This is a genomic window from Saccharomonospora iraqiensis subsp. iraqiensis, assembly GCF_000430445.1.
Classification (GTDB): Bacteria; Actinomycetota; Actinomycetes; order Mycobacteriales; family Pseudonocardiaceae; genus Saccharomonospora; species Saccharomonospora iraqiensis.
The window spans coordinates 6320-9619 of sequence record NZ_KE387055.1 but is presented as its reverse complement, the minus strand read 5'-3'; the positions used below and the strand labels follow the sequence as shown (position 1 = coordinate 9619).

The following is a 3300-nucleotide window of genomic DNA, read 5'->3' as shown; positions in this document are numbered from 1 at the left end:
CCGTCGTGCGGCGCGCTCACGCGGGGTCCTCGCCCCGCGGTGCCGCCGCGGCCCGCGCGTCCAACCACCCCTGCAGGATCTCCACGGCCGCGGCCTGGTCCACGACCCGGCGCTGCTTGCGCCCCTTGACGCCCCGCTGGGACAACATGCGGCTCGCCGTGACCGTGCTGAGCCGCTCGTCGGCCATCCGGACCCCGACCGGGTCGAGCCGACCGGACAGCAGCCGCGCGTACTCCGTCGCGATCGCCGCGGCGCTGCCGTGCCGGTCCGCCAACGTCCTCGGCAGTCCCACGATCACCTCGACCACCTCGTTCTCGGCGACCAGCCGGGCCAGCTCGTCAAGATCGGTGTCCGTCTCCGCATCACGCGTCAGGGTAACCAGGGGGGTGGCGAGAATCCCGGCCGGATCGGACAGTGCCACGCCGACCCGTACCGAGCCGACGTCCACGGCCAGCCTCCGGCCGGGCCCGGGATCGTTCTCCCCGGGCCGGTCGGGGCGTACGTCGCTCACCGGCGCTGACCCACCGCGTCCCGCAGCGCACCGAGGGCCCGGTCGATCCCGTCCGGCCGGGTCCCCCCGCCCTGGGCCATGTCCGGCTTGCCCCCGCCCCGGCCGCCGACGGCCTCGGCGAAGGACGGCACCAGATCACCCGCGGACAGACCCTCCTCCCGGGCCGCCGCCGTGGTGGCCACCACGAAGCTCACCTTCTCCCCGGAGGGGGCGAACAGGGCGACCACCCCGGGCCGGGACCCGAGCCGGTTGCGGACCTCGCCCGCCAGCTTGCGCAGCGCGCCCCCGTCGACGCCCTCGTCCAGCTTCTGCGCCACCAGTGCCGTGCCCGCGACGTCCTGGGCCCGCTCGGCGAGCGTGTCCGCCGAGCCGAGCACCTCGCGCATCTTCAGGCGCTCGATCTCCTTCTCGGCGTCGCGCAGGCGGGTGAGCACGTCCTCGATGCGGTTCGGCAGCGACTCCGTCGGCACCTTCAACGTGCCCGCCAGTTCGGAGACCAGCAGCTGCTCCTTGCGGACGTGCCGCAGCGCGTCCGTGCCGACCAGCGCCTCGACCCGGTGCACCCCGGAGCCGATCGAGGAGTCGGTGACCAGTTTGACCAGGCCCAGCTGACCGATCCGCCCGACGTGGGTCCCCCCGCACAGCTCGCGGGAGTAGTCCCCCATGTCGACCACGCGGACCCGGTCGCCGTACTTCTCGCCGAACAGGGCGATCGCCCCCTGTTCGAGGGCCTTGTCCTTGGTCGTGGTGTAGGCCTGCACCTCGACGTCGGTCTGGAGGTAGTCGTTGACCTCCTCCTCCACCTCGGTGAGCACGTCCGACGACACGGAGCCGGAGGTGGTGAAGTCGAACCGCATCCGCCCGGGCGAGTTCAGCGACCCGGCCTGGGCGGCCCGGTTGCCGTAGGCCCCGCGCACCGCGGCGTGCACCAGGTGGGTGGCCGAGTGCGAGCGGGCGATCGCGGCGCGGCGCGTCCCGTCCACGGAGGCGGTCAGCTCGGTGTCCACCGCCACCTCGCCCCCGGTGACCTCGACCCGGTGGACGTACAGGCCCGGCACCAGCTTCTGCACGTCCCGCACGGCCAGTTCGACCCCGTGGCCCAGCAGCACGCCGGTGTCGGCGATCTGCCCACCGCCCTCGGCGTAGAACGGGGTGCGGTCGAGGACGAGTTCGGCCGTGCTGCCCGCACCCGCCACCGTGGCCGGTACCCCGTCGACCATCAGCGCCAGCACCCGGGAGGTGGCCTGCAGGTCGGTGTAGCCGAGGAACTCGGTCTCCCCGTGCTGTTCGAGCAGCCTCCGGTAGGCCGACAGGTCGCCGTGGCCGCTCTTACGCGCCGCGGCGTCGGCCTTGGCCCGCTGCCGCTGCTCCTCCATGAGGGTGCGGAAACCCTCCTCGTCCACCGACAGTCCCTGCTCGGCCGCCATCTCCAGGGTGAGGTCGATCGGGAACCCGTAGGTGTCGTGCAGCTGGAACGCCTTGTCCCCGGCCAGCATCGTGCCGCCGGAACGGCGGGTCTGCTCCGCGGCCATGTCGAAGATGCGGGACCCGCTGGTGAGCGTGGCGAGGAAGCTCTCCTCCTCGGTCCGCATGACGTCGCTGATCCGGTCGAAGTCCCGGGTGAGTTCGGGGTACGAGGGCGCCATCGCGTCGCGCACCACCGCGGCGAACTCGGGCAGCACCGGTTCGTGCACGCCCAGCAGCCGCACCGAGCGCACGATCCGCCGCAGCAGCCTGCGCAGGACGTACCCACGGGTCTCGTTGCCGGGGGTGACCCCGTCCGAGATCAGCATCACGCCGGAGCGGGCGTGGTCGGCGATCACCCGGAACCGGACGTCGTCGGGGTGGTGGTCACCGTAGCGGCGACCGGAGAACTCCTCGGCCGTGGCGATCACCGGGCGCACCAGGTCGGTCTCGTAGACGTTCGACACACCCTGGAGCAGGTAGGCCACCCGCTCGATGCCCATCCCGGTGTCGATGTTCTTCTGCGGCAGTTCCCCGAGCACGGGGTGCCCCTTCTTCGGGCTGCCCTCGCCCCGGATGTCCTGCATGAACACCAGGTTCCAGATCTCCAGGAAGCGGTCCTCGTCCACCACGGGACCACCGTCGCGGCCGAACTCCGGACCGCGGTCGTAGTAGATCTCCGAGCACGGCCCGCCGGGCCCGGGAACCCCCATGTCCCAGTAGTTGTCGTCGGCGCTGCGGTACTGGATGCGCTCGGAGGGCAGTCCCGCGACCTCCCGCCACAGCGCGGCGGCCTCCGCGTCGTGCTCGTACACCGTGGCCCACAGCCGGTCCGGCTCGAACCCGAACCCGCCCTCGTCCTGCGAGGTGGTGATCAGCTCCCAGGCCCGGGCGATGGCGGTCTCCTTGAAGTAGTCCCCGAAGGAGAAGTTGCCCGCCATCTGGAAGAACGTGTTGTGCCGGGTGGTCTTGCCCACCTCGTCGATGTCGCCGGTGCGCACGCACTTCTGCACGCTCGCGGCGCGCGGGTAGGGCGGCGGCACCTCACCGAGGAAGTACGGCTTGAACTGCACCATCCCCGCGTTGACGAACAGCAGGGTGGGGTCGTCGAGGATCAGCGAGGCACTGGGCACCCGCGTGTGCCCGTGCTTCTCGAAGAAGTCCAGGAATCGCTTGTTGATCTCGTGAGTTTCCACTGGCTTTCCTTGGCGTGAGGCGCGGCGCCGGGGCGCCGTGCGCGGGTCGTGGGCGGGGAACGGCGGAGACCGGGACGGGCCTGCGTGTCGGGTGTGCCTCCCGTCGGCCTCAGGTCTCCGCCCGGCGCG

General features: G+C 71.9%; 2 protein-coding genes. Both read right to left on the bottom strand.

All coding sequences use genetic code 11. The features are described from left to right. Positions 1 to 16: 16 nt before the first annotated feature. Positions 17 to 511, bottom strand: a complete 495-nt coding sequence (gene ruvX / locus ACTIR_RS0103990; protein ID WP_026453301.1) for a Holliday junction resolvase RuvX — start codon at positions 509 to 511, stop codon at positions 17 to 19. Then, positions 508 to 3171 (bottom strand): alanine--tRNA ligase, encoded by a 2664-nt coding sequence (gene alaS, locus ACTIR_RS0103985; protein ID WP_026453300.1) that lies wholly within the window; start codon positions 3169 to 3171, stop codon positions 508 to 510. Before alaS ends, ruvX begins: the two co-directional genes overlap by 4 nt. Positions 3172 to 3300: the final 129 nt, after the last annotated feature.